Below are 22,594 nucleotides of genomic sequence, written 5' to 3'. Positions count from 1 at the left end.
ACGTGTGTTTCCCTGAAAATTTGATGTTGCAAGCGACTGAGAGGCCAATCGCAAATCACTTGCCCCTCAGTACCTACTCCTGGCTGACGCAGTCAATCTGGCGGATGACTTATTTCGGGACGTACGCCGCTACCGACTTGCGAATCTCTTCCCGCGCTTCATCTGCGCTTCCCCAGCGGCCCATCTTCACCCACTTACCCGGCTCCAGCGCCTTGTAGTTTTCGAAGAAGTGCTGGATCTGCGCGAGGAGTAACGCAGGGAGGTCTGAGCACTCTTTCACGTCGCTGTACATAGAATTCAGTTTTTCATGAGGCACTGCGATCACCTTGGCATCCGCTCCGGCTTCGTCAGTCATGTACATCACACCAACCGGGCGACTGCGAATGACAACGCCAGGCGATACCGGGTAAGGGCAAATCACCAGGACATCCAATGGATCTCCGTCATCGCTCAACGTATTTGGAATGAACCCGTAGTTGGCCGGATAGAACATGGGCGTGCTGAGGAAGCGGTCTACGAAAATTTGTCCACTCGGCTTGTCCACCTCGTACTTGATCGGCGAGTGGTTTGCAGGAATCTCGATAACGGTGAAGAAGTCATCGGGGATGGCGTTACCAGCAGGGATGTCTGCGTAGCTCATGCTCATATCTCCAAGCGTCTAGGAAAGACTAATGCCGCTGACGTTTTTGCCAACGGATATACGTGATTCGATTTTTACGCTGACCAAACCAACAGATTTACCGGCTATAGGACGAATGATTTTCTGATCGCATCCAAGTCAGACCAAGGTTGCGAAAATTGAGAATTGACCTCACCACAGCCAAAGCGGTGATCGAACGGTTGATGCCTCAATGTCTGGGGCTGCTGCGCCGCGCACTTTCTACAAATGACAATGCCGCTCTGGATTCTCCATCTCCTGTTCCAGTCGACTAGCTTCTCTGACGGGGTCATTACGTCTCTCTCACTTCAAACTGGCGGGCCTCAAATCGGTGGATATCACCGCACAAACGCATCATGTCCTGCATAGATGGCACGGCTTCCCAGGTGCTCTTCTATTCGCAGAAACTGATTGTATTTCTCAACGCGCTCACCCCGGCATGGAGCTCCTGTCTTGAGATGGCCAGTCCCCATGGCAACGGTCAGATCAGCGATGAAGCTGTCCACAGTCTCGCCGCTACGATGAGAAACCATCGCTCCCCAATTTGCCCCGTAGGCCATTTCGATGGCGGCTTTGGTCTCAGTCAGGGTTCCGATTTGATTGGGTTTGATCAGTACGGCATTGGCGACGTTTTCTGTGATGCCTCGCTGAATCCGTTCGACGTTGGTGACGAACAGGTCATCTCCCACCAACTCGATCCGATCACCCAGTGCAGCATTCAATTGCCTCCAACCCGACCAATCGTCTTCCGAGAGGCCATCTTCCAGTACCGCAATCGGGTACTTATCGACCCATGAGGAATAGAGGCTAATCAGCTCTTGGGCATCAACTTTGCGGCCTTCCGAGCGTAGGTGGTAAAGGCCGTTTTCATAGAAACCGCTGGATGCTGGATCGATAGCGATCTCGATCTGAGATCCAGGGGCGTAACCGGCCCTTTCAATTGCCTTAATGATCAGCTCAATGGCGTCTGAATTTTTCTTGAGTGCCGGCGCAAAGCCGCCCTCATCTCCGACCGCTGTTGAATAGCCGGCGTCTTTAAGCACCGCTTTCAGCTCGTGGTACACCTCAGCGCCCCATCGCAAGGCTTCCTTGAAACTGCCAGCCCCTGTAGGTGCAATCATGAATTCCTGAAAATCAGGGCCTTGCCAGTTGGCGTGAACACCGCCATTGAGAATATTGAACATCGGAACGGGCATTCTTGCTGCTTTCTCGCCGCCCAGATATTGGAACAAGGGCACATTCATCGCAGAAGCCGCCGCTCTGGCAGCGGCGAGGCTCACGCCCAAGATCGCGTTTCCTCCAAGCCTGGATTTATCAGAGGTTCCATCCAGCTTAATCATCAGATGATCAATCTGTTCCTGGTCAGCCGCATCCAGGCCTCTCAAAGACTCAAGTATTTCGGTATTTACATTGCTAACGGCTTTTAAAACTCCTTTGCCGGAATACCGCTGTATATCTTGGTCACGCAACTCAACTGCTTCGTGAGCGCCTGTAGAGGCACCGGACGGTACTGAAGCCCGGCCCAGGGCTCCGCACTCCAAGGTGACGTCGACTTCAACGGTAGGGTTACCACGTGAATCGAGAATTTCACGTGCATGAATAGCCTGGATTTGCGTTTTCATTGATCTTCTCCAAGGAACGATTCGGGAACGTCATTAACCATGTGAATCCGTTGAGAGGCTTCTATGTCGGACGTCAGCTCTCCCTGAGTATCCTGAACAGCTGCACTGCCGACACCGCAATTGCGGGAACCAAGAAGCCTCCAATAATTAGTTCAGGAATCTCTCCCACCAAGGGCATCAACTGCCCTCCCTTTGCCATCTGAAAAAGCTCCAGCATTTGGTTTGACGCAACCATCACGGAGCAGCAGTACGCAGTCTGGGCTTGTAACCTGGCCCGCCTTTGATTGAGCAGATGAAAGGTCAGCAACGACACACCAATGCTTACGATGAACAGCACGGCGAACTCATAGACTGATCCTGTAAAAAACTTACCCATCACAAGCCCGAATACGCTGCTCAGCATCACTGCGCTCATGTGGTCTCCCGATTTTCTAAAGTGGTTTTAATGAGCCGACGTCGCTGAGCTTCATTTCGCAGTCTCATCTTTGGGCTCATGGACATCGCGCTCATTACCCTCAATTTTGCTGTGCTCTCAGCTCGTAGCCCGGCAGGCAGGTGTGGGCTACGTCGGCCTTGCAGGACTTCTCACTGGGCATGCGCATCGTTACTAATGCACCCTCGAGCGAGGTGACGATGTACCAACCCTCGCTCGATACCTTTTGGCTACCTGCAATGCCCGCCAGAAAAAGTGTCCAAAAAATCAGTCCTACGAAGAGCGGCCTGTTGTCACGGGCCCAGTTAGCAGGAGCTGGCTGTGGACTCAGGTTATAAACTCGGTACATGGCGTTTATCCTTTTTATTGGTTGTCCAACAAGGTGTGTTTTTTAGTTTTTCGCCTGGCCCACTCGACCGTACTCGATGGGCAATTTGATATAGCTCAGCGAAAACGACTCCTTGGCTAATGCCTCCAGCAACTTGTCGCACCCAGGTTCATCAGTGGATATAGTCACCGTGACGGGATGATCGGCACCGCTGAGGAAATGTGCGGTATGCAAATGTCCCAAATGATCTAGCCCCTCCGTACCGCTCACCAGCGTTGCTCCCAGAACACCTTGTCGCTTGGCGAAGTCGACCAGCCACTCCCCCAGTGGAAGGTGCTGGTAGTTGGTACTCTGTTCAGTGAAAAACGTCAGTTGAAAGCCATTCATGGCAACATCCTCTAATGTGGCGAGAGCGACCAACGCTCGGTTGTCTATGTCTCTTCATTTGCGAATTTTTTCTTCAAAACTGAATTACAGGGCGTCACCGAGCGGTAACTCGCATAAGAGGAGAACTGCTCGCACCTTGCGCAACTCGTCAGCGTGGTCGCGCAGGAAGGTGCGCAGTTTGCCCTCTGTATCCAGCAATTCCAGACACTGGGGATGACGCATATCGCCAAGCTCCGGGTGATGATGGGAGATGCGATGGCCTGGCAAATAACCTGCAGAAATCGTCTTGAGCATGACCTGCTCAATTTTTGCTTTTTGAGCAACTTTAAGGAGGTGCTGGGCTAGTGCAGGTGCGCTTAGGTGGTGCCAGAAGCTGGTCACGCGAGCCCGGCTAGCGCCAGGAAAATAGAGTTGCAAAGCTGTCAGGCGATCTTGGTGATGTTCAATCATTTCTCTTCCCCCACAAGAGTCACTTTCCGCTCGCTGGCGGATTCACTTTGAGCATGAAATTGCTTGATATCAGAGAGCCGGATTTCCTCCGGAAGAGGACGGTGATGCTTACTGTGGCCGACGCGCTGGGCGTGATAGATCCCGGTGTGTCCGGATACGAGGTAACTTGCGATACAGGCAATGGCTGCAAGCGGAGCAATTTCGGGCCCGAAGAGCTCCATGGCCATGACGATGGTTGCCAGTGGCGTATTCGCTGCACCGGCAAAGACAGCGACAAAGCCGATACCAGCCAGCATGCCGAAGGGAAGGTGCAAGAGGGGAGCCAGCGCATTCCCCAAGGTGGCGCCGATGTAAAACAGCGGTGTCACTTCACCGCCTTTGAATCCAGTGCCCAAGGAGACAACGGTGAACACCATCTTTCCAAGCCAATCCCAAGGGGCCATTGGCATTTGAAAGGATTGGACGATGCTCGGAATGCCTAGCCCGATGTACTTATCAACGTCGATGTAATGGTTACTACCGAGCGCCCACACTGCGACTGCGATCAGCAGGCCGCCGGCGAAGGGTCTTAATGGTGAATAGGTGATAAGCCGCTTAACGAAGGCTCCGAGCTTGTGGGTCGCTGTCGCGAATAGCAGGCCGGTAAGGCCAAAGACAATCCCAGCTGCCACCACAGCCATGACGCTCCACAGCTGCACCGGAACCACTTCGCCAATGACGTAATGCGTGTGAACCACGCCCCAGGCTTGCCCCACCTGGTCAGCAACGATTGCCGCAACCACGCAAGGGAAAAGCGCGTCGTAACGCATACGTCCAATGGCCAATACTTCAAGTCCGAATAAAGCCCCGGCAAGAGGGGTGCCGAAGACGGACGCAAAGCCAGCACTGATACCGGCCATGAGAATCACCCGACGGTCTTCGCGGCGCAGCCGGAAGACATGCGTCAGTTGATCGGCAAGGGCACCGCCCATTTGCACCGCCGTCCCCTCACGTCCCACAGATGCACCAAAAAGGTGGGAAACCACAGTTCCGATCAGCACCATCGGTACCATGCGCAAAGGCACGATCTTCTTAGGATCATGGATCTCATCGATGATCAGGTTGTTTCCGGCATCAACGGGTTTGCCTATCAAGTGATATGCAAGTCCCACAGCAAAGCCGGCCACTGGCAGGAGCCAGATCACCCAGGGATGGGTTTCTCGCCACTGGGTGGCATGATCCAAAGAAAGGAGGAATAACGCAGAAGCAGAGCCTGCCAAAAGAGCTACAAGACCAGCAAGCGCAAGCCATTTCGCTATATAGGGCAGTAAGTCGAGTTGTTCAGGTCGTCGAAATTTAGACATTTGGCCAGCCACAAAAAAGTAAGTGGGCCTGACCAAAAAGGGAATCTGAGCGCGAACGCCTACAGACCTGATTGATCAGGTTTCTGTAGGCATCATCAGCTGCTACGGGCGCAGCGGTTGGTTAATGGAGGAATGCCATCTCCAATCCGTCGATCTTAGCTAGCTCCGCTCAAAATGTAAAATCATGTTACGGAGGTAGTAAGCACAGGAAGATCTCCTGAAGCCTTGCTTGGTAAAAGGATGCCGGACTAGGTGGTTTTTTTGCCGACGAAGCCCATTTCAATTGGAGTCTTTATGTAAAACACCGAGATTTCCTCAAGCTCCAATCGTACGAACAACCGTTCAGATTCGTCCTCGGTGATAGCCATGCGAATCTCGGTAGGCTGATCCGCCAGTTCAAAAAAATGGGAGGAGTGCAGCCGACCGGTATGCCCAAAACCCTCGATACCCGTAGATAGGGTCGCACCACGTAGTCCCATTTCTTTCGCCAAATCTACGATCCAGTCGCCGAGCATCTTTCCCTGATAACGACGGTTCTGTTGGGTAAAGAAAATCACCAGGAAACCTTTCATTTTCATCTCCTCAACGCGTACCGATCATTTGATAGGACAGAAGCCCGGCAGCCGTCATCGCCAGCGAGCCCACGACGTGCAATGAAACCGAACCGAGCGCCCACAGCAGCCTGCCTTCCTGGATCAGGGCAACTGTTTCTGCCGAAAACGTGGAAAAGGTTGTAAGCCCGCCACAGAAACCCGTGATGATCAGCAGACGCCACTCAGGACTCAGGGTGGGAGATGCGGCCAAAAACGCGATGGCTAGGCCAATGATGTAGCCCCCAACCATGTTTGCAACCACTGTGCCTGGGGGAATCGTCGGAAACAGAGCGTTTAGCTTCATGCCCAAGAGCCAGCGCAACCAGGCACCAAGTGACGCGCCAACGGCGATAACTACAAGTGATTTCAGCATGGCGGGCTCACCTCGTCAGACCTAGGCCAAGTAGATACCAGGTAAGCACAACGCGGGAGTGGCGACTGGGGTAGTAGGATCATAATCCTGTCCTAGATTGGGGACAGGAAGCGGATACACCTACGCACCCTGTCCAGGGTTCACGTAGGCATCATCAGCACGAAGGCGGTTAAAGGAGGAATGCCATCTCCTGATCTGATCCTATAGCATCTGCGTCAATAGCATCAAGAGCCATACATGCAGGCGATCTTAAGGCGCCTTTGGCGAGGCAAGATGCTTGATCAATTATCAAGGTACGGGCCGACCCTTTGCGCAACTAGGTCAGTTGGCGCGTCTACATCGATTTAACCGATACGACCTCAACATACTTGTATTTCTTCCTAGCCGCCTTCACAGCCTCTTGCTCAGCAAGCAACGAGCTCAACGTATCCGCCTCGTGAATCAACTCGACCATTTTCCCTTCAAACTCGTTACCAACCCGAAGCGTGACCCGCAGCCTGGGCGCAAACACTTTCTCTGCTTTTTTCTTGTCTGCGGGAGTTGCTATCGACTTGGTAAAAACAACCTCTGGCGTAGGCTCCTGCAACGGAGGAGCAGAAACCTGCACTTCCTGCTGAGCCTCACCAAACAAGGCGCGACGCATTTCTTCTTCAGTTAAATCAGCGTTCATAAAACATCTCAATGGAGAAGCAATTAGCTCAACAAATTCTACAGGGGTGGCTACGCTAAGGTACGCTGTGGAGCATGATCAGACTTCAGATACCTAAGTCTATTTCTAGACAGGAACCTCTCCAGGCTCGCGAAAGCTGCGCCTTCGGTAATAGCATGATGAGCCCGTCCGCTAGGTCACTGGCGTGACGAGCGTATAGCGTCACTGTGCCAGGAACCGGTATCCGATCAGCAACGAAGGCACCGACTCGCTCTTGGGCAATTTTCAGTATGTCTAGGACTTCTGGGCTCACCTGTTTCGTGGACAAGTGCTCAACGACAGGTTTGGGCGGAGGCGCGGCGTGACTCCACATATTTACAACCACCTGAAGCAGTCCGTCTGAACCAAGATGCTCGAGGGCCATTTCCCATAGCTGACCTTCCTGCGCCATATCCAGGCGGGCCCTAGTCATTACGGAGTTCTAACAAGGTGATGGTCTTTCTTGATTGCGAGTTTACCAAGCTCTCAGCGGCTGCGAAGCTGATATCACTCGCATTGGTGGCTGAGGATGGGCGCGAATTCTACGTGGAATTGCTCGATGCTTGGAAAGAAGAAGACTGCAGTGATTTCGTAAAGGAAATCGTGCTTCCGCAGCTGTGGGGCGGTAGCTATGTACGACCCACCATTGAGGCAAGGTCAGCGCTGCTCGATTTCCTAGCCTCGTTTGACGAAATCCTGGAAATTGTCACAGACGCTCCACAGTACGACTGGGAGCTTTTCACCGAACTTGCATATGACAATGGTAAGTGGCCAAGGAACGTCCGGAATTACCCAACTGACGCAACCACTCTAAATGCCACAAGCGACGGGGTTCCGCTTCCGCATCACGCTCTCCTTGACGTCCGTATCATCGCTAGCATGTTCACCACAAGCAATCCATAGGAAGGACTACCCTGAGAAGGCGCATTGATCCGCAGTCTGTATTGGTCAATTGGGCCGAGCGGAGTATGAAATGGAAGGCACGCATGTCGGAGCAAGTCGCGGAGTTGCTCTGTGGTGACAACGCGGAAGGCTATTTTCATTATCCGCCAGGTGCTCAGCATGAACGGAATAGATAACGATTCGCCCTCGCTCAACCGGACTATAGGGAACAATCGCCCCCGCAGCGGCCTGAGCAATCCTCAGAATACTCAACACATCACCACCACCGAGGTAGCCGTCCAGATACCCTCTGTTTTACCACCGGTCGACCGGACATCCGTCCATGACGCGCCCACAACTTGATGGAGATCCGATGGGCCGAGGTGCTCCTCCGAAGTTCTCCACAGGAAGCCTTCCTATGACAGGTTGACTCGGGTTGTGCTCATTTAAAGGTCATTCGAAATCAAGGTCGCTCGGGCGTGGTTGTTTGTAGATATCTGCGCACTGTCGATCTCGACAGCTCCAGTCTCTCTGCTATTTCTGACACAGACACGCCGGCGCTGCTCAAACGATTAGCCTCCGCTGCCTTTTGCGCCGCATCGGATCGGACGGGTCGACCAGGCGGTAGTTTTCCGGCTCGTGCCATTGACTCCATTTCCTGATCAACACTTTCTTTTCTAATTCTGTTCATCTGTTTGGAAACGCGTTTAAGGCCCTCCCCGAACGGCTCATTAGATTGCAGGGACGTTGCCATGAGAATGAGTGAGGCCGGCTCAACTTCCATTAGCGCTGCAAGACGAATGAGCACATCAATCGTGATGTTAACTTCACCACGCTCTATCCGGCCCCAGTAGGAACGGTCAATTGTGATCAGGTTTTCCTGCGCAAAACCCTTTCTTCTACGCAGTGCTCGTACTACTACAGCAAGGGCTTCTGCGGCCTCCATGACATTTCCCCAAGCAAATCGAGGATGAGGCCATATTGCGCCGCACCATAACACGGACTATCATCCGTATTATGGTGCGACCAGCACTTTCAGGCTGGCTTCCCGTGATCCGATTGACGTCTCCAAGCCAACGTAACTGGCGTGCGGAGAGACTCTTTGCGAGGGGCGAGCGCAAACAAGCGGGATTGAATTGTCAATTTCCGGGTTATTAATTGAGGTGAACCCTATGGCTAGCGTCCAAGAGCCCGACTTTATGAAAGGGCCACGTGCGCCCCTTGAGGGCCTGGAGGGTACTTCCGAAGCTCGAGCTTTAGCAGTCGAACGATTCCCTACAAAGCCTTACTGCCTAGTTCGCGACTGGACAATATTTCGCATCGAAGTCACCCGCGACGAACTCTTCAAATGCCATGCAGCGGGCCAGCTCCCGATGATCCTGTTTGCTCACAACGTGGCCGAGGACAGCCAAGGCCGTTTTGAACGCGGCGATTGGGTTCGTTCAAGCATGTGCACCGGTTTCCACGACGGTGTTGCGTTCGAGACCAGAAACTCTATTTACGTGTTGATTGGCCCTGGTCATGAACAGCTCGCGAGCCTGAAAGACGTTTTCTCCCTCTTTTAACTGCGCTCTATATCGGAGCCCATTCAGGCTAAGGACATACGATGTTTAGAACAAACGACTCCGACATGCTTGGCCTGCCGGGTATGTTCGGTGAAGGTCAGTACCAATGGCATCAGGTATCCAAAGTGCTTCGTAATCACTGGTATCACGTAACTGTCCATGCCATGTACGAGGACAGAATTTCAGAGGCGGTTCTGATGATCGACAGCGAACCACGGCTTCAGCAACTGCTGATTGCCCAGGACGCGGAGACGATCATCACAGAGGTGCAAGTAGTCACACCTGCCCACATGAATGGCACGGGAGTTTGGCGCATGGAGAAACTGACCAAAGTGACGCTTGGTGAAGACCAAAACGAGTGTGTTGTGTGCCTGCTAGAGGTGGAGACCGGCTCCAAATACCACAGCTCTCACCAACCTGGCTTCAACACTGATGTGCTGAGCAACCTTCGTCCGATCTATCACGCAAACATGATTCGTACAGCCTGAGATTTACCAAGATTCCTGCACGATACCAGCACAGTTGGTTGCGTGTGGTTTTCCTGGTAACGCCATACTGGCTGCGAAAGGAGCGCAATTATGCTGAACACTGTGGATGTGAATCTTCATGGAAAACGACATACAGATTTCGATCTTGCACGAATCCTAAAAGCACAGGCGCAAGGCTTCGACAAACCGATAACAGCCTATCTCTGCGGAGTATCCATAAAGGCTCGTGCTGGATTAGGCGTAGTGTTTGGTCACAACCGCAAAGACCAATATGGACGGTTCGGCGACGGTCACCTGATCCGGACTTCTGACGTCATTAAGGCGGAGCGCGAGGGCCGATTTTGGGTACTTACCACAGAAAACTCACGCTACGTGATCGCGACGTTTCAGCACGGTAATGGACGTGCAAGCCTGCGCCATTTTCTGCGGTTGTCTCGTGGCCAGCATCATCTGTCCCCGCACCTTCTGCAATAGAGTGTGCCACCCATCACCGGCCCATGCCTTAAGGGTCGGTAGATTGTATGTCCAGGACGGTCATGAAATTGGGCGAGCCGGTCTGAACTGCATCCGGTATCTATAAAGGGTACGAAACGACTAACTTCCTCGCTGACCGGGAAGTGTGGCTGGTCGATGTGCCTGGTATTTCCAAGATGCTTCAGACAGTCCGACCTAAATAGTTTTGAACGGTTTGAAATGTTTTTCTGGCGCCAGGTACAGCCTTCCGCGCGTCCTTGAGAAGGCGACATAGAGCTTGTTTTTTGTTTGTGGGGGGAGCGCGGCAAGCGAGGATGTTTGGTAGATCTTCCGGTGCGTAGCGCCCAGCACAACGCAGACATCGTTATAGTGATCTACGGACTCATAGCCAATACCTAGCCATCTGCAACGAAACCTCGTCACGAGATCGGCTCGTCTACCGGCTAAAGCGCCAGCGAAAGTGTAATCCCCGGCAAGACGTCATCAGATAATCGCTCAAACGCCGTACCGTTTGTTACCACCAGAGGTAATGCAGTATCGACCACCCCGAGGCCCGATACACACGTTTCCTGAGGAACAGGGGCACGAGGAACCGTAAGCTGGAGGCTGTGGAGGCTGGGCCGACGGTCTGGGCTTCGGAACAACGTAGCAGCCAGGCCCACTGCATAGACTCTTGGACGAAAGCCATTTCGAAGATTGACCATCAATGCTGATACGCGCCCATTCATTCCTCGTCTCGAAGACCTGAACCTTTTCCCCGCGCCTCAGTTTGGAGATGACCTTTCCGCCTGGTTGATCCCTGACATTGAGATTATCAGCACTCACAAAGTGTTCAGTTATGTGAGCAGGAGCCGGGGCTGGCGGTGAGGCCGGGGAAATCGACGCTAGCGTATGCGGCGTGCTCAGAGCGTGTGGCTGTACCGGGGCTGGAGGCGTGTCTTTCTTCCCCATTGCCCACAGTACGGCAAAAAGAATCAGGAGCGGGACAAACCATGACTGGGACGTCTTGCGCATATCCATTGCTCTCATTCGTCACGCATTACAACGGCTGTCTTCCTGACCAACCTGACGTCATTCACCTACTGCGAGCTTAGCCAAGCTTCCATTTTTTGCAGCTTGTCGGGATCTAAAAGTTTGGGCCTTCCCGAATTCAGGATTTCAAAAAACCGCTGCTTTGTTTCGTAAGAGGGAAACCAATCAGCTACCTCGACGTTGCAGTGCTTAGAATCACTTAGCACCCATTTCATCGCCATGTCAGCTGCGGCTCTGTAGTGATCCGCCATGAACAGCTTTTTGCCGTCTTCTGACCAGCCTCGCATCGCAAGCTCGTCGGTTACGTTGATGACTCCAGCGTCTCCAAAGAAATCGGTCGTATCTGGATAATGAATACCTGCCAAAGACACTTTCGCTACGCCCGAATCCCGGTCGAAGTAGGACAGGAAATGCCACCCACCTGTAGTGCTTCCAGCGTGGGGAAAGTTAATCGCAGCTTTCCCGGTTATGTAGTGTTCCCGTGAGACGCGTTTGGGATCAAAATCAAATAGCGGCTGCCTCATGGAAGCTTGTTGAGGCGGGCCAAGCCCTGTTTTATATGACCGGCGTTCTCGCCGACTGTGGAAAGCGCACCACGAACGTTGTCGCCGACTTCCGCATGCCCCTGGGCTTCGACCTGGAGGGTCAGCTCCATCACGGCTGCCTCAAGAGCAAGTTGATTTTGGTACATCCTTTCCAGCACATCTGATAGCGAGTATTCGGTCATGATGCACGTCTCTATTAGACAAAAAACCACCATAGCAGCGGAGGGGACGACGGGATGTCCCCCCGAACTTATAAACGCACCGTCAAAAAAAATCAAAGGCGTGCCATCGAATGCTAGACAGCCCGAACTCATCGAGATGATTCATTGCTCTTCAGCATGACCGGCTTTAACAAGGGCAGCGCCTTTACCGTCCTCCTTAGTCATAAAGCTGTGTGCATTCTCAACGGAATAGAAAAATCCGAATATCATGACAAAGTAAATACCCATTACCAGCACACATGCCTCGATGAAAGCTGACTTGCCGTGTTTCAGCAGATATGTGAAGGTAAGACGATTCTTACGCTTGAGGTCTTGCCCAGCCAAACTCTTAACATACGGATCAAGACCGGGCGTTGCCCCAGACCTAAACTCAATAAAGAAGTTTTTGATATTGGCGTGAGCAGCTAGATAAAGTAGTAAAAATATGAGAAAGCAAATCAGCCCCATGGTAGCCGCGTCTCCATAGCGCTGTTTTGCTATGAGGGTGTTAGCTTTTCCTGCGGATATGGCAACCAGCACCATAAGGAAAAACTGAATTGATGTATTGCGAAGAAACTCTAAAAAATGTTTCCTCCCCGAATTCAAAATCCACATAAATAGCTCCGTGCTAGCGATTGCGACAATAACCTAGTGGAGGTGAGGCAAGCTCACCTACCAGGCTACCAAAACCGCATTGTCCCCCCCGGCAACCGCACCTTCCAACAGAAATATGACCAAGCAGGATGACTAAGCTCCATTGCTTTGGGGCAAGCGGAGCGCGCAGGCCAGTAGGCCGGCGGCGGGAGGATGGAAGCCCAAAGGGCCATGACTTGGCGTCAGCCATGGCATGGTTTACGACAGCCGACCCGATAGGGCGTGCCATAAACCGCGAATTGCTCAGATTGTTTTCAGCAGTCGCTCGAGTGTCTGGGCTTTACGTAAACGGACGGAACCGGCTGATAGCTGCCTAGCGCTAGACTGCTATCGGCCACCTGAATCGCATAGGAATGCGCCCTGCAGATCCAAAAGCAGCTACGTCAGATTGCACTTTTCTCCGGCCTTATCTGCCTTGGAAGCGGCTTTCACTGCCTCGCTAACCAGCTTTCCATTTTGAGGGTTCATTGACTTATCCGGGCCATGCAATTCGTAATAACCAGCAGGGCCATCCGGCATCAATTCTCTGCTGTAGCTCTTGAACACATTACAGGAAGTGGTTGCGCCGCAGCTCTGACTGGAAAGTGAAGCGATACAGCTTTCGGCAAGCTGCTTCAGCTTTGTCATCTCCGCTTCCACAGTCTGTGCCTGGGCATCCGCCACAATTAGCAGCAAAGCTACGCCTAAGACTTTTTTCATCAAAACACCTGCTCTCTTCTTTAGTTGAGGGCAGACCTTACCTCTGCGAAGTTAGAGCAACCACTCAAAACCGCGTCAGAAACTGCAAGAGCGAATGCAGGGGGAAACGGTTGGTCGGGTGGGATGGTTACGCCAGGGCGGGTCAGGGATAGCTGATGTTCTGCCGGCTCAAGTATTCCAATATTTTTGGACTGTGCTTCTGGCGATGCCGAGCTTTTCAGCGATTGTTTTCCTGTCGAAACCTTGCGCTTTCAAGGCTCGAATGTAGTGCGCATTAAGCGGCTGCTTAGGCTTTCCCTGGGAGCGCTTGATGAGCTTTCCATCACTAAATTGATCCTCTACTAACTGCCACCCTCCGGACATCTCGAATTCCCTGATTCGCAAGGCAGTACGTTGCAAAGTTTCCGAAGGGAGTTCGTCACCCTGAGCCGCAATGGCGAGAGTGACTACCATCAAAAGGTCGAGGCCTAAGTAGTCAGCGATCTCGTCCAGTTTCTCCAGCGTCGGCGTCGTCCTGGCCTGCTCAAGCTTCCCTACATTCGTTCGGTGCGTTGCCCCTGCGAGATCCTCATAACTCAACCCTTGGTGTGCACGGGCTCCGCGTAATGCCCCCGCCAGCGCTTCCTTCAGATTCATGAGTCGGATCCCCAAAAGCGAGGATAGAGCCACGGGTAGCGTGTTCCGATAAACAGATCATAGTGATATTATCGTGACATATGGTTTGCCAAGCGGTCGTTTGATCATAGCGGCGCGATGTCTGGATTGGTGATGGATTGGTCATGAGAGCAGCACCTAAGACACGGCCAGGGACGTCTCGATGGGAGACGCGCTCATCAAGTCCGACGTTTATGGCCCGCGTAAACCCGCCGCAATAGTCACTGAGCGAAGTCTTGGCGAGAACCAGATCTACTTTTTGAGCGAAGGCAGGGATAGTGAGTGATGAAGTTTGATTGCGTAAAGTTTTCCGGAAAGCTCGACTATGTCCGATCTGTTTTACCCATGAAAGGTGGCTATAAAGCCAAGATCAGTATTGATGGATCGATCATTCCTAATTTGACATTGACCAACAAAATTTACGAAGAATTAGAAGTTGGCCAAGGTGTGACACTTTATGGGATGTTTAAGAACAGTAGTAAAAAAGAAAAAAATATTGGTGTGATTTACGGTCTTCAAAAAGAAAGCGGCGAGAAAATGTTCGCTACTTCTTTTAGATTCATGGTTCCAATGATTTTGGCGGGCGCCGCAGCTCTCGCATTCTGCATGGTATTTCTCATCGGCTGGTTTCCCTCTTTATTTGCATTGATCTCGTTATTCGGACAGGATCAAAGCTATATGTATAACGCTACAGTGGTCACGATAGTTGAAGCAGGGTTGGTTGCGCTGTTTTTTCTATGGCGTGCCTGGGTAATTTTCAGTGCCACCTCAAGGCCGGAATCGTGGGAAGTTATCGCCCCTTCCACGCTGTCGAGTCGCTTCAGCAAGTTTCATAAGGAGTAATGTTCGCGGCTGGCGGTATAAGCGAAATGTTTGCGCCGCAATTTCACTGAAAACTGAACTTAGTCAGAATCCCGGTGCGCTACGCATTAGGCAAGCGGAGCGCGCAGGCGTGCTGGATGAAAGCCCGTAGGGCCGAGACGTGGCTCGCCACGGCTCGGTTCACGCCAGCCATCCGCCGGAGGCGGCACGCCAAAACCACCGCCCAGCCGTGTCAAAAGGAGGCTGAAATGACCTGCGATTTACTCCGCGAACGAGAGAGGACTAGGCGAAGGGTTCTGTGGGCGCTTGCCAGCTTCCATCCTGGTGATCCGAATGCCTCCGAACTCCTCACCATCCTTGATAGCCTCGACGTCCAAGAGCGAAACGATACCCCCTGTAGCGATAAGCCACTCGAACTCATTGAGGTTCGTAACTCTGTCTCGGTGATGCGCCACAACTCCGGCATCGACATCATTTTGGAGCAAACTATTCCGCAACCCTGGAGAGAGCGTTTCTACCAGGCAAGCATCGGGTCGACCAGGTTGGTTGATGGGCCTTACGCAGCGGACTGGGATAAATTCCTGACTGAATGGGAGCGTGAGATGCAGCATCTGCAAACTCACCGAGTTGCACACGCTGCTACCAGCTAGAACGGCTGGTTCGAGCGATGGCGGCGCAAACACACAAGCAGTCGGTGTTGCCGCTGAAATTCGCAACCTCAAACAGGAGCAGCAAGGTGGAACGACCTTCTTTTTTCATTGATTTTGAAGCTTCTGGAATAGCGCCTGACAGCTATCCTATCGAAGTCGCTGTCGTGTCGAGTGAGACCTCCTTCAGCTCGCTTATCAAGCCAGTCCGGTACTGGACGCATTGGTCGTTCGATGCGCAAGACATGCACGGTCTCTCTCAAGATCAGTTACATCAGGAAGGTGATACCCCGGTCGCTGTAGCGAGAAATATGAATCAGCTGTTTTCAGGCCAGGTGCTTTGCAGTGATTCACCTCAGGACGGTTTTTGGCTCGATGTGCTATTCGAGGCCGCTGATTTGATACCCACTTTCGAGTTGAAGCCTTTGGAGGTGTTCGTGGGTCGGCAGGCTGCCAGCGATATTTATCGCCTACTGCCGACAACCAAGCGCCACCGAGCTTTCCATGACGCGACGGCTTTGATGAACGCCTGCCGTGCTTTTTTCGAATCTTGAACGATCAGGTAGGTGCCTACTTACTCAATCAACCAGCTCCAGCAAAGGCTGGTACGCGCAATCCCAGAGGATCACGTTTACCTCCGTGCTGGCCAAATGGTATGGTCAGACCGTTGTCGCCCTTCGCGACTCGCCGGCATTAGGAGAAGCCAGCTTGGGAGCTCTAGAAAATTTGTCTGGAACCTCGCCGTATCTTTCTAGATTCGCCACTCCAAGGACTGGGGAGGACAGAATCCCTGGTTACTACTCGTCTGAGCTCAACATGTGGGCGATTAACTCGCCAACTGGGGCAGTCCCCATCATCGCCGATGGAGCTCTGAATGAGCTCATGACCAAGACCAAGGTTAATGCTGAGCAAGATGATGAAGCCCCTTGGCAGGCCGAGTTGTTGACCAAAACCTATCAAAAGGTTGAGAGCGACGATGACGACCACATACGCTGTCGAGGGCAATCGTCCGCCGATAGCTTTAGCCAACCATTCAGTTTCGACTCCAGCAACCACCTGCTGCAGCTGGTGACCAAGACCGATGCGAACGCAGAGCGCGACGACAGGTGTGGGGCCAATCATATTCTCGAGTTAATCACAAAGACGAATGTCCAGTTGGAGCGTGACGACAACGGCGATCCTACCTTAGGGCTTGATACGCGCTACTACACCGACTGACCTGGAAGGGCCTCATGTTGCTGCTGGTGACCAACCGTCGTGACATCACGATGGATTATGTTGTGGCAGAGCTACGTCGACGTGGCCAGCCTTTCATGCGCTTGAATACGGAGCTGCTCCCGCAGACGCTATGCTCGATGGCAGGATATCCTCGCGATGCATGGTCTATTTCACTGGATGGTGAAACGGCCCAGGGCTCGCAGATTTCAGGAGCTTATTTTCGCAGACCAGGTGCGCCGGCTGTATCTGATCAAATAATTGATGCAGGAGAGCGGGCCTATATCGAGGCGGAGTGGAGCAGCTTTCTCAAGAGCTTATATTCGCGATTGGAAGGTCGCTGGCTTAACTCACCTACCAAGATCTTCATGGCTGAAGACAAGCCAATGCAGCTTCTTCTCGCTCAAGAAATTGGCTTCAATGTCCCCGAAGCAGTCATAACGAACGACATCTCTTCGGCACGGGCCATTACCGCAGTGAGTCAGGCCATTGGTAAACCGCTTCGCCAGGCTGTTCTAACGGGCGAGACAGAGCGCGTTATCTTCACTTCTCGCCTGGGTACGCTTGAGGATGATCAAGCCCAAGCTATCGCAATGACTCCCTTCATTGTTCAGGCTGAGGTGCTCAAACAGTACGATGTGCGGGTTACGGTGGTTGGTGAGCATGTCTTTGCCACAGCCATTTGGTCTCAGGAGAACCCAGAAACAGAAATCGATTGGCGGCAAGGTAGTCGTCCAGACCTTCGCCATGAAAAAATCAGTCTTCCCGAATTGGTACAGGGCCAGTGCCTAGAACTGGTGCGCCGTCTTGGCCTGCGCTATGGGGCTATTGACTTGATCAGTGATCGGACAGGAAAGCTGTGGTTTCTCGAAATCAACCCGAATGGTCAGTGGGCTTGGATAGAAAATCTCACCGGGTATCCAATCGCCTCGGCAATCGTGGATGAGTTGACGGTGAATACGATTGCCAAAATTTAAGGAGCGCCTGCAATGGTTGTGGCCGAGCCTCATTCCCCTAACATTAGAAGAACAGGCCGAGGATGATGACTGCGCGCGTCAGCTAGATTCGTCTGTCAGGGCAAGTAATTGGTCTAAGGACAGCGAGGTCGTTCTGGAAGAATCGCGTCGTCTATTCGATGCAGAGGTTGACCGTCGTAAGGGAGCTGATACCAAGGCGGGTATCTATCTGGCGGCGATCACTGCGCTGATTCCTGTTCTGGTCTCTCTGCTACCTGCATTGTGGAGTGACAAGTCCAGTAAATGGCTGGGCTGTCTGGGGCTGTTCATTTTCTTCTGGGCTGTGGCCTATTTGCTGAAAGCGGGAGCGTGGGCATTCCGTACGTTACAGGTCGCGGGCTTTGCTCAACTGGGCCCTGGAGAGTTAGTAAAGAGCTGGAACAAGAAGACACCGAAGGCTGCACTGGCCAAGGAGCTGTCTAGCGCCGTGCTCTACAACTACCCTCTGGTAAACAAGAAGGTCACCGGCATAAAGATGACCCATGAATACCTTCTTCGGGCGTTCTTGAGCTTCACCATTCTTCTGGTTCTGCAATTAATATGGCCGATAGGGGCGTGGATTTTAGTGGAGGGCAAGAAACTAATTGGCCCGGACGCGTTATCACCATTGATCATGTGCTTTGCCTGAACCGAGGACTACATCACCAAAGGATCATTACCAGGGTGCATAACTTCTAAGCCCCCCTCAATAGTTGACATCTAAGGACGACGCATGAACCAGACAGACCCGTGGATGGTCACGTACAAGGATTTTCAAGGTTGCACAGAAAGACTGACTGATGAAGTGGATCGGCTAACGAGCCAAACCCGTGCAGCCACAGCAGTGCTCGAAAGTTCAGCCAAGTACACGGAGCATGTTGAAGCGGTCGGTATGCAGATCGCGCAGCAAGTAAAAAATGCCGAAATGGCTTGGTCAAAAGCAGACGAAGTCGCCGTTCATGCAGCGAGACAAGCACATTCCGCAGCCTTCAAGGGTGTTGAGGACTCGATCAAATCGGTCGTCGCCGCTGTAGGTCGCTCAGCTCAGCAGAACGCTAATGCTGCTGAGCAAATTGGACAATCCGCACGCCAAGCAAGGGGGTCGATTTACTATCTGTCAGCAGGTTTTCTCGTCATAGCCGCCCTTGGTGTGTCCGCAGCCTTGTACGCCAGCAATAGAGGGGATTCTGGTCTTGAAGCAGAGGTGAGACTCAGTGCAGCGCGTTTCGATTTGCTATGGGGTAATGCTAAGGCTGACGAGAGAAAAAAGATCGTCGAAATTATCCAGCGCCAGCCAGGTGCGGTTACTAGGTAGTACCGCATGCTACATCTGCATGCCTCGACTCGGTCTCTGGAGATGGTCGTGCTCCGGCTCTGGTTTAGGCTCGTATCCTGGGCGTCGGTCATATTCCAATCTGTCGGGCTTAGCCGCTAGCAGCAAGGCTAGATGATCAAGTCCGCGAAACCGTCCATGTGCATACCGCCCCGGCCTGTTTTCATCACCTGGTACAAAAGCAAACACCATACCCTCGAGGGTTGTGGCGTCTCCTTGAGTACCTCCTGCAATCGCCGCGAGCTCGTTCACATAGGTTTTGAATCGATGGACAGTGCCGCCGACTAAGCGGGCGCCTAAGAAGCCATCCAGAAAAGACGTCGTTGAAAAGTCAGCGACTTTTCTGAGGCGAGGTTTTGTGACCATGAATGGGGCGACCTGCAGCGCGTAATGATTCAAGAACTCGCACTCCTCAATAAATCCCTCTTGGCTACCTGAGGTTGGAAGGTAGCTAGTTGCCCCCCAGCAGATGTAGTGAAAGTCCAAGCAGCGCCTTAGCAGGTCATCCCGCACCGTTAAGTGATCAAAAAGAGAGCGCCGCAAGGGTTTCTTTGCCTCGGAGCGGATATCTAAAAATGATGCTTTGAACTCGACCAGCGCAAACCGTGCATTGGCCGCGATCAAGTAATCGGCAAATATTTTATCCTGTGATCCCAGAGTTGTGTCAGCAAAACCGGCTGAGCTTTTGTCTGGTGTGGTGTTTGAGAATCGCTGACGTAGCGCTGCCGAGAAACGTAAGATGACGTTCTGTTCTAATGCGCGCAAAGCCGTCTGATCGTTTTGATGCAATTAAGCTTCCATCCCTTCCTTGATTTTCTGCCGTTTCAGGAGCCATCCCTATAATACGCCAACATCTATAGCCTTACGCTGTATGCCGCGCTCGCGAAAGGCTTGGTGGCGGATAGCAAAAATCTGTCCAGAGATGTTATGGGGATTCATCCCCTCTGGCGGGATATCACCATAACCTTTATCACGAAAAGCCGTCGATCAGGCCATAGAAACTCATGGCCGCGCCCCAGAAGGAGATCCGCCGTCAGTATCCCAATGTGTCCTTGGTCTGCTTGCAGGTGCTCAGCCGGCCTCGTACCTGCCCAGTCAGCATACGTGTCTGCATGGACTGGTAGGCTTTGGTCGAGCCGTATTGCTTCTTCACATCATCGAGCTTGCTTTTCGCTTCGGCCATCTGAATCACGCAGTCATTGATGTCCTGCTTCGAGAGGGTTCGCGTGCCGGCCTGATTATGCGTGCCCTGAGGACGATTCTCGTATAGCTTCTGCACCTCGTTCAGGCTTGCCAGTGCCGCCGCCTCATCCGCATCGCTCGCTGCCCATACCGCACCACACATCAACATCGCGACCATTCCCGCTACACACCGTTTGATCAAATCGGATCTCCCTTTGTCATTGATAGGGCTCTGCCCTAGTGCTTGCGCAGTCAACCAGTGGCTAACTGCACACGGTCATTATCCTCCGCCAGGAGGGCATTGAGAACATTGGTTTTGTCAGACTCAGGGAAGGCAACCCTTACGGCCATCAGAGCTCTGCATCCCAAGCATCCATGGCGTCACCTAAGGTCGTAAACCACCGGAGCTCGGGGTTCTGAATGGCATTGGCAACCTGCATGACTTCATTGGCCTCCATCCACGACGGGAGGCTCTGCTCGCTCCCCGAGAAAAGCCTGGCTGTCGCAACCGCGAATCTCCCCGTAGTCGTAGACTGGAGGCACATGTAGCGCGCAGCAGCTCCACTTGGCAGCCTGCGCCAAGCCACCATCTCAATGCAGTCCTGTGGCTGCATAGAAGCCTTTACGACGTCACTCGTTTGCTGAGCCACCTTGAGGTCTGCCGATATATTTAACGGTCTGCTAGGTGCGCCAGGTTTGTGAGCGAGCTGCTTAAGTTGTTCACGTGAGGCAATGATCTGGTCTCGAATCTCTTCGGGATCGATGGACATGCCACCCCGGTCAGTCACCAAAAGGGTCTTCAAAGAGTTCGCAGCCAGGATGAACTCACGTTCACGCCTCTGCTCCCAATCGGGACGGCGGTCGGGAAACAGCCTGTTAATTAAGCGATGGAGGTTGATCATGTGGTGCTCCGATGACACGGACGGTAGCTAAGGCACCTGGTAGGCTACCACCCAATTCTCGCGGTTCGAAACGGCGGCGTCTGAAGCTGCACCCAGGCGCCACGGGTTGTCGGTCGGGAACGTGATCCCGCTGTACAAGCGCATATGGGCTATCCTCGGCCTGATTGCACTCATCAGACCTAAAGTGCTGGCAACAATCACACTGTCAGGTTCGTGTCGTGTCCCCCGAATCTCCCCCGACTCATACTTGACCCATCCGAACAGCCACTGAAATTGGGGACACGACATGAGCAGCTTCGACAACGTTGAAACCCGCGTACTGAACAAAGGTGAACTGGGCCACGTAATCAGATATCTGCGCGAACTCCGCCAGTGGTCTCAGGAGACTCTCGCCGAGCTCGCCAAGACGACCCCTAGAACAATCCAGCGGGTTGAAGCAGGGGCTGGTGCCAGCCTAAACACGCTTCGCTCTCTAGCCTCTGCCTTTGAGTTCCAGGACATCGACGCATTCACTAAACCGATGGAGATTCCAACCGAGGAGCAGCTGCGCGCTGCTCGTGAGCAGTTCGATCTGAGGTATGTCATGACGAAGGCACTGAAGCTCGAATCAGGCAGGGGCTTGGCCAAGCTCGCAGCTGAAAGCATCGGCGATTACATCGAGCCCGCCTTCGAGCCATCCAGAGACCAGGCACTGGCATTCGCGGAGCTCACTGATTACCTACGGGAGTATCGCGACTGCGCCGAGCTCTATTCCAGCACAGCGCGCTTGGAGGTTTTTGAAGAACTCCAGGCCATGATCGAACGCCTGAACAAACAGGGCGTTGATCTGCGCTATGCAACCTGCCCGGTGATACAAAACACGACCTCGGATTCGCCGCAGGAAGCACTCCCAGTTGGAGACGTGCTTTATCTGATTGGATTCAAAGAAGGCGAAGCCCCAGAGGAATTGGCCCTGCCCCGGAAAATGGGTATATAGGAACCCGCTTAGTCAGAGGTACGCAGTTGCTAGGCCTAGGACGTTCGCTCCCTACGGGCACGCCCGCCTGTTAACGCCAAAAGAGGCAGTGGATCCCTGAGAGCTGATATGACGTCCTCTCCAGGCATCCAAGCCTCGCACTCATCTCGGTCAACCTGTCCAGGACTCTCAGTCCATCCCGTCTTGATATCGAGAACCGCTGAACTCACAGTAAACAGTCGACTGGAACTGATCCACCCAAGCAAGCGGAGCGCGCCGGCCCGCAGGGCCAAAGGCGTGAGGATGGAAGCCCGAAGGGCCGAGACCTCGGCAGCGCCAAGGCTCGGTACACGACAGCCACTACCCGCAGGGGAACGCCCTAACTGAAAGCACAGGGTAATCAGCCCCCAGAAAGCATGATCAGAGCTTGGATATTGCGCCGCATTTCTCCATGTGCAGAAAAGGAAAAACCGGC

General features: G+C 53.0%; 32 protein-coding genes and 2 riboswitches. Of the genes, 12 read left to right on the top strand and 20 right to left on the bottom strand.

The features are described 5' to 3' along the window. Positions 1–109: 109 nt before the first annotated feature. From ppa to GGI48_RS16905, 10 genes are all read right to left on the bottom strand, one after another. Positions 110–640: an inorganic diphosphatase gene (ppa, locus tag GGI48_RS16950; protein ID WP_179599253.1), complete on the bottom strand. Its 531-nt coding sequence runs from the start codon at positions 638–640 to the stop codon at positions 110–112. A gap of 356 nt (positions 641–996) precedes the next feature. Continuing rightward, the gene (eno, locus tag GGI48_RS16945) at positions 997–2,280 is read right to left on the bottom strand and encodes a phosphopyruvate hydratase (protein WP_179599251.1); all 1,284 of its coding nucleotides are present in this window, start codon (positions 2,278–2,280) and stop codon (positions 997–999) included. Positions 2,281–2,353: 73 nt separating this feature from the next. Next, entirely contained in the window at positions 2,354–2,695 is a 342-nt protein-coding gene (locus GGI48_RS16940; RefSeq protein ID WP_179599249.1) for a hypothetical protein, read from the bottom strand. A gap of 100 nt (positions 2,696–2,795) precedes the next feature. Then, positions 2,796–3,062 (bottom strand): hypothetical protein, encoded by a 267-nt coding sequence (locus GGI48_RS16935; protein WP_179599247.1) that lies wholly within the window; start codon positions 3,060–3,062, stop codon positions 2,796–2,798. Positions 3,063–3,104: 42 nt separating this feature from the next. Beyond that, positions 3,105–3,428: a DUF190 domain-containing protein gene (locus GGI48_RS16930; RefSeq protein ID WP_179599245.1), complete on the bottom strand. Its 324-nt coding sequence runs from the start codon at positions 3,426–3,428 to the stop codon at positions 3,105–3,107. Between the two features lie 84 nt (positions 3,429–3,512). Further along, positions 3,513–3,878, bottom strand: a complete 366-nt coding sequence (locus GGI48_RS16925) for a hypothetical protein (RefSeq protein WP_179599243.1) — start codon at positions 3,876–3,878, stop codon at positions 3,513–3,515. After that, positions 3,875–5,221, bottom strand: coding sequence for a voltage-gated chloride channel family protein (locus GGI48_RS16920; protein WP_177121874.1), 1,347 nt, complete (start codon positions 5,219–5,221; stop codon positions 3,875–3,877). Before GGI48_RS16920 ends, GGI48_RS16925 begins: the two co-directional genes overlap by 4 nt. Positions 5,222–5,300: 79 nt before the next feature. After that, positions 5,301–5,373, bottom strand: a riboswitch (Fluoride riboswitch). Between the two features lie 96 nt (positions 5,374–5,469). Beyond that, a complete protein-coding gene (locus GGI48_RS16915; RefSeq protein WP_047338306.1) occupies positions 5,470–5,793 on the bottom strand; it encodes a DUF190 domain-containing protein in 324 nt (107 codons plus the stop codon). A gap of 10 nt (positions 5,794–5,803) precedes the next feature. Next, positions 5,804–6,187, bottom strand: coding sequence for a fluoride efflux transporter CrcB (crcB, locus tag GGI48_RS16910; protein WP_087715972.1), 384 nt, complete (start codon positions 6,185–6,187; stop codon positions 5,804–5,806). A gap of 138 nt (positions 6,188–6,325) precedes the next feature. Continuing rightward, positions 6,326–6,387: riboswitch (Fluoride riboswitch) on the bottom strand. Between the two features lie 134 nt (positions 6,388–6,521). Continuing rightward, positions 6,522–6,857: a hypothetical protein gene (locus tag GGI48_RS16905; protein ID WP_179599242.1), complete on the bottom strand. Its 336-nt coding sequence runs from the start codon at positions 6,855–6,857 to the stop codon at positions 6,522–6,524. A 468-nt stretch (positions 6,858–7,325) separates the two neighbouring features. Between GGI48_RS16905 and GGI48_RS16900 the strand changes: the two genes are divergently transcribed. After that, positions 7,326–7,778 carry a 3'-5' exoribonuclease gene (locus GGI48_RS16900; RefSeq protein ID WP_179599240.1) on the top strand — a complete coding sequence of 151 codons (453 nt, stop codon included), beginning with the start codon at positions 7,326–7,328 and terminating at the stop codon, positions 7,776–7,778. Positions 7,779–8,220: 442 nt separating this feature from the next. Here GGI48_RS16900 and GGI48_RS16895 read toward each other — a convergent pair whose 3' ends face one another. Beyond that, a complete protein-coding gene (locus tag GGI48_RS16895) occupies positions 8,221–8,703 on the bottom strand; it encodes a helix-turn-helix domain-containing protein (protein ID WP_179599238.1) in 483 nt (160 codons plus the stop codon). A gap of 226 nt (positions 8,704–8,929) precedes the next feature. Here GGI48_RS16895 and GGI48_RS16890 point away from each other — a divergent pair, with 226 nt between their 5' ends. The 3 genes from GGI48_RS16890 to GGI48_RS16880 all read left to right on the top strand — a co-directional run bounded on the left by GGI48_RS16890 (position 8,930) and on the right by GGI48_RS16880 (position 10,284). Next, the gene (locus tag GGI48_RS16890; protein WP_260620444.1) at positions 8,930–9,322 is read left to right on the top strand and encodes a DUF6957 family protein; all 393 of its coding nucleotides are present in this window, start codon (positions 8,930–8,932) and stop codon (positions 9,320–9,322) included. 41 nt (positions 9,323–9,363) lie between these two features. Further along, the gene (locus GGI48_RS16885) at positions 9,364–9,810 is read left to right on the top strand and encodes a hypothetical protein (RefSeq protein WP_179599234.1); all 447 of its coding nucleotides are present in this window, start codon (positions 9,364–9,366) and stop codon (positions 9,808–9,810) included. Positions 9,811–9,900: 90 nt separating this feature from the next. Next, a complete protein-coding gene (locus GGI48_RS16880; protein WP_179599232.1) occupies positions 9,901–10,284 on the top strand; it encodes a hypothetical protein in 384 nt (127 codons plus the stop codon). Between the two features lie 495 nt (positions 10,285–10,779). On the opposite strand, the gene GGI48_RS16875 is transcribed toward GGI48_RS16880, so the two are convergent. From GGI48_RS16875 to GGI48_RS16850, 6 genes are all read right to left on the bottom strand, one after another. Continuing rightward, entirely contained in the window at positions 10,780–11,235 is a 456-nt protein-coding gene (locus GGI48_RS16875) for an SH3 domain-containing protein (protein WP_260620675.1), read from the bottom strand. Between the two features lie 128 nt (positions 11,236–11,363). Next, on the bottom strand, positions 11,364–11,840 hold the full coding sequence (locus tag GGI48_RS16870; protein WP_179599230.1) for a hypothetical protein: 477 nt from the start codon (positions 11,838–11,840) through the stop codon (positions 11,364–11,366). Then, a complete protein-coding gene (locus tag GGI48_RS16865; RefSeq protein ID WP_179602030.1) occupies positions 11,837–12,046 on the bottom strand; it encodes a hypothetical protein in 210 nt (69 codons plus the stop codon). The genes GGI48_RS16870 and GGI48_RS16865 overlap by 4 nt, the downstream gene beginning before the upstream one ends. 138 nt (positions 12,047–12,184) lie before the next feature. Continuing rightward, the gene (locus GGI48_RS16860) at positions 12,185–12,676 is read right to left on the bottom strand and encodes a hypothetical protein (protein WP_179599228.1); all 492 of its coding nucleotides are present in this window, start codon (positions 12,674–12,676) and stop codon (positions 12,185–12,187) included. 417 nt (positions 12,677–13,093) lie between these two features. Beyond that, the gene (locus GGI48_RS16855) at positions 13,094–13,414 is read right to left on the bottom strand and encodes a hypothetical protein (RefSeq protein ID WP_179599226.1); all 321 of its coding nucleotides are present in this window, start codon (positions 13,412–13,414) and stop codon (positions 13,094–13,096) included. Positions 13,415–13,582: 168 nt separating this feature from the next. Beyond that, on the bottom strand, positions 13,583–14,050 hold the full coding sequence (locus GGI48_RS16850; RefSeq protein WP_179599224.1) for a helix-turn-helix domain-containing protein: 468 nt from the start codon (positions 14,048–14,050) through the stop codon (positions 13,583–13,585). 303 nt (positions 14,051–14,353) lie between these two features. Between GGI48_RS16850 and GGI48_RS16845 the strand changes: the two genes are divergently transcribed. The 7 genes from GGI48_RS16845 to GGI48_RS16815 all read left to right on the top strand — a co-directional run bounded on the left by GGI48_RS16845 (position 14,354) and on the right by GGI48_RS16815 (position 19,062). Beyond that, on the top strand, positions 14,354–14,911 hold the full coding sequence (locus GGI48_RS16845; RefSeq protein WP_179602028.1) for a hypothetical protein: 558 nt from the start codon (positions 14,354–14,356) through the stop codon (positions 14,909–14,911). Between the two features lie 227 nt (positions 14,912–15,138). Continuing rightward, entirely contained in the window at positions 15,139–15,540 is a 402-nt protein-coding gene (locus GGI48_RS16840; protein WP_179599222.1) for a hypothetical protein, read from the top strand. Positions 15,541–15,626: 86 nt separating this feature from the next. After that, a complete protein-coding gene (locus GGI48_RS16835) occupies positions 15,627–16,091 on the top strand; it encodes a hypothetical protein (protein WP_179599220.1) in 465 nt (154 codons plus the stop codon). Positions 16,092–16,419: 328 nt separating this feature from the next. Continuing rightward, entirely contained in the window at positions 16,420–16,755 is a 336-nt protein-coding gene (locus GGI48_RS16830; RefSeq protein ID WP_179599218.1) for a hypothetical protein, read from the top strand. Between the two features lie 14 nt (positions 16,756–16,769). Beyond that, complete coding sequence (locus GGI48_RS16825; protein ID WP_179599216.1) at positions 16,770–17,729, top strand: hypothetical protein; 960 nt, start codon at positions 16,770–16,772, stop codon at positions 17,727–17,729. Further along, the gene (locus GGI48_RS16820; protein ID WP_260620443.1) at positions 17,716–18,396 is read left to right on the top strand and encodes a hypothetical protein; all 681 of its coding nucleotides are present in this window, start codon (positions 17,716–17,718) and stop codon (positions 18,394–18,396) included. The genes GGI48_RS16825 and GGI48_RS16820 overlap by 14 nt, the downstream gene beginning before the upstream one ends. Positions 18,397–18,480: 84 nt before the next feature. Then, complete coding sequence (locus tag GGI48_RS16815) at positions 18,481–19,062, top strand: hypothetical protein (protein WP_179599214.1); 582 nt, start codon at positions 18,481–18,483, stop codon at positions 19,060–19,062. A gap of 9 nt (positions 19,063–19,071) precedes the next feature. Here the strand turns inward: GGI48_RS16815 and GGI48_RS16810 are convergent, their stop codons facing one another. The 3 genes from GGI48_RS16810 to GGI48_RS16800 all read right to left on the bottom strand — a co-directional run bounded on the left by GGI48_RS16810 (position 19,072) and on the right by GGI48_RS16800 (position 21,164). Continuing rightward, positions 19,072–19,869, bottom strand: coding sequence for a hypothetical protein (locus GGI48_RS16810; protein ID WP_179599212.1), 798 nt, complete (start codon positions 19,867–19,869; stop codon positions 19,072–19,074). A gap of 244 nt (positions 19,870–20,113) precedes the next feature. Then, on the bottom strand, positions 20,114–20,440 hold the full coding sequence (locus GGI48_RS16805) for a hypothetical protein (protein WP_179599210.1): 327 nt from the start codon (positions 20,438–20,440) through the stop codon (positions 20,114–20,116). A gap of 172 nt (positions 20,441–20,612) precedes the next feature. Next, complete coding sequence (locus GGI48_RS16800; protein WP_179599208.1) at positions 20,613–21,164, bottom strand: hypothetical protein; 552 nt, start codon at positions 21,162–21,164, stop codon at positions 20,613–20,615. Positions 21,165–21,450: 286 nt separating this feature from the next. Between GGI48_RS16800 and GGI48_RS16795 the strand changes: the two genes are divergently transcribed. Beyond that, positions 21,451–22,140, top strand: coding sequence for a helix-turn-helix domain-containing protein (locus GGI48_RS16795; RefSeq protein ID WP_179599206.1), 690 nt, complete (start codon positions 21,451–21,453; stop codon positions 22,138–22,140). Positions 22,141–22,594 lie beyond the last annotated feature (454 nt).

Source organism: Pseudomonas protegens (assembly GCF_013407925.2).
Taxonomy (GTDB): Bacteria; Pseudomonadota; Gammaproteobacteria; order Pseudomonadales; family Pseudomonadaceae; genus Aquipseudomonas; species Aquipseudomonas fluorescens_AP.
Note: the sequence above shows the minus strand (reverse complement) of the source record. Positions and strands in the feature narration are given on the sequence as shown.

What these genes read in the sequence shown, in the direction of transcription:
- GGI48_RS16860 (WP_179599228.1), bottom strand. Translation starts at nt 12,676, where the DNA reads ATGTGGATTTTGAATTCGGGGAGGAAACATTTTTTAGAGTTTCTTCGC.
- GGI48_RS16855 (WP_179599226.1), bottom strand. Translation starts at nt 13,414, where the DNA reads ATGAAAAAAGTCTTAGGCGTAGCTTTGCTGCTAATTGTGGCGGATGCC.
- GGI48_RS16845 (WP_179602028.1), top strand. Translation starts at nt 14,354, where the DNA reads ATGAAGTTTGATTGCGTAAAGTTTTCCGGAAAGCTCGACTATGTCCGA.
- GGI48_RS16830 (WP_179599218.1), top strand. Translation starts at nt 16,420, where the DNA reads ATGACCAAGACCAAGGTTAATGCTGAGCAAGATGATGAAGCCCCTTGG.
- GGI48_RS16840 (WP_179599222.1), top strand. Translation starts at nt 15,139, where the DNA reads ATGACCTGCGATTTACTCCGCGAACGAGAGAGGACTAGGCGAAGGGTT.
- GGI48_RS16885 (WP_179599234.1), top strand. Translation starts at nt 9,364, where the DNA reads ATGTTTAGAACAAACGACTCCGACATGCTTGGCCTGCCGGGTATGTTC.
- GGI48_RS16875 (WP_260620675.1), bottom strand. Translation starts at nt 11,235, where the DNA reads ATGGGGAAGAAAGACACGCCTCCAGCCCCGGTACAGCCACACGCTCTG.
- GGI48_RS16870 (WP_179599230.1), bottom strand. Translation starts at nt 11,840, where the DNA reads ATGAGGCAGCCGCTATTTGATTTTGATCCCAAACGCGTCTCACGGGAA.
- GGI48_RS16805 (WP_179599210.1), bottom strand. Translation starts at nt 20,440, where the DNA reads ATGGTCGCGATGTTGATGTGTGGTGCGGTATGGGCAGCGAGCGATGCG.
- GGI48_RS16930 (WP_179599245.1), bottom strand. Translation starts at nt 3,428, where the DNA reads ATGAATGGCTTTCAACTGACGTTTTTCACTGAACAGAGTACCAACTAC.
- GGI48_RS16895 (WP_179599238.1), bottom strand. Translation starts at nt 8,703, where the DNA reads ATGGAGGCCGCAGAAGCCCTTGCTGTAGTAGTACGAGCACTGCGTAGA.
- GGI48_RS16940 (WP_179599249.1), bottom strand. Translation starts at nt 2,695, where the DNA reads ATGAGCGCAGTGATGCTGAGCAGCGTATTCGGGCTTGTGATGGGTAAG.
- crcB (WP_087715972.1), bottom strand. Translation starts at nt 6,187, where the DNA reads ATGCTGAAATCACTTGTAGTTATCGCCGTTGGCGCGTCACTTGGTGCC.
- GGI48_RS16800 (WP_179599208.1), bottom strand. Translation starts at nt 21,164, where the DNA reads ATGATCAACCTCCATCGCTTAATTAACAGGCTGTTTCCCGACCGCCGT.
- GGI48_RS16890 (WP_260620444.1), top strand. Translation starts at nt 8,930, where the DNA reads ATGGCTAGCGTCCAAGAGCCCGACTTTATGAAAGGGCCACGTGCGCCC.
- GGI48_RS16850 (WP_179599224.1), bottom strand. Translation starts at nt 14,050, where the DNA reads ATGAATCTGAAGGAAGCGCTGGCGGGGGCATTACGCGGAGCCCGTGCA.
- eno (WP_179599251.1), bottom strand. Translation starts at nt 2,280, where the DNA reads ATGAAAACGCAAATCCAGGCTATTCATGCACGTGAAATTCTCGATTCA.
- GGI48_RS16815 (WP_179599214.1), top strand. Translation starts at nt 18,481, where the DNA reads ATGAACCAGACAGACCCGTGGATGGTCACGTACAAGGATTTTCAAGGT.
- GGI48_RS16935 (WP_179599247.1), bottom strand. Translation starts at nt 3,062, where the DNA reads ATGTACCGAGTTTATAACCTGAGTCCACAGCCAGCTCCTGCTAACTGG.
- GGI48_RS16880 (WP_179599232.1), top strand. Translation starts at nt 9,901, where the DNA reads ATGCTGAACACTGTGGATGTGAATCTTCATGGAAAACGACATACAGAT.
- GGI48_RS16925 (WP_179599243.1), bottom strand. Translation starts at nt 3,878, where the DNA reads ATGATTGAACATCACCAAGATCGCCTGACAGCTTTGCAACTCTATTTT.
- ppa (WP_179599253.1), bottom strand. Translation starts at nt 640, where the DNA reads ATGAGCTACGCAGACATCCCTGCTGGTAACGCCATCCCCGATGACTTC.
- GGI48_RS16920 (WP_177121874.1), bottom strand. Translation starts at nt 5,221, where the DNA reads ATGTCTAAATTTCGACGACCTGAACAACTCGACTTACTGCCCTATATA.
- GGI48_RS16905 (WP_179599242.1), bottom strand. Translation starts at nt 6,857, where the DNA reads ATGAACGCTGATTTAACTGAAGAAGAAATGCGTCGCGCCTTGTTTGGT.
- GGI48_RS16825 (WP_179599216.1), top strand. Translation starts at nt 16,770, where the DNA reads ATGTTGCTGCTGGTGACCAACCGTCGTGACATCACGATGGATTATGTT.
- GGI48_RS16795 (WP_179599206.1), top strand. Translation starts at nt 21,451, where the DNA reads ATGAGCAGCTTCGACAACGTTGAAACCCGCGTACTGAACAAAGGTGAA.
- GGI48_RS16915 (WP_047338306.1), bottom strand. Translation starts at nt 5,793, where the DNA reads ATGAAAGGTTTCCTGGTGATTTTCTTTACCCAACAGAACCGTCGTTAT.